At 56.5% G+C, this 496-nt stretch carries 2 pseudogenes; both read right to left on the reverse strand.

The annotated features are described in order from the left end of the window. Positions 1-235 (reverse strand): annotated as a pseudogene (locus EOA85_RS36900) (putative addiction module antidote protein); the annotation flags it as partial. Continuing rightward, a pseudogene (locus EOA85_RS36905) lies at positions 232-496 on the reverse strand (ComF family protein); the annotation flags it as partial. The pseudogenes EOA85_RS36900 and EOA85_RS36905, both read right to left, overlap by 4 nt.

Below are 496 nucleotides of genomic sequence, written 5' to 3' on the forward strand. Positions count from 1 at the left end.
ACAGATGCTCTTCCGGCCAGTTTCCGAGATTGTTGCGGCAGCTTACTCCGGAGCAAAAGACGGTGACGTCGGGATAAGACGTCTCCACCAAATACTTCTGAACAGCTTTGTCGGCACCGTTGGCGTCGCCGACGACGACGCGCAATCCGCTTTTCCTCACATTGTCGAGGCGCTCTTTGACCTGGCTTGGTAGCCGCGAGACGTGGCGCGAGCCTCCTACAAAAACCGTGTTCATTGATTGCTCCTCGTGCGTGTGATCGTAAACGTGTGGACGCTTGCCGCACCTCCCTGGCCCATCAACACATTCGTTATGGCATTCATTGTCGATCCGGACCGGAATAAATCATCGAACAGGAGAACGCGGCGACCGCGAACTGGATCGCCGTTCAGCGCATAAAGCCCTTCAAGCAGTTCGCGACGGCGCTGTGGATCCACTACACCCTTCAATTGTGTCGGCGGACGCGTGGTCACGATGCAATTCGCAACCGGGATGTTG

The organism is Mesorhizobium sp. M5C.F.Ca.IN.020.29.1.1, from assembly GCF_003997375.1.
Classification (GTDB): Bacteria; Pseudomonadota; Alphaproteobacteria; order Rhizobiales; family Rhizobiaceae; genus Mesorhizobium; species Mesorhizobium wenxiniae.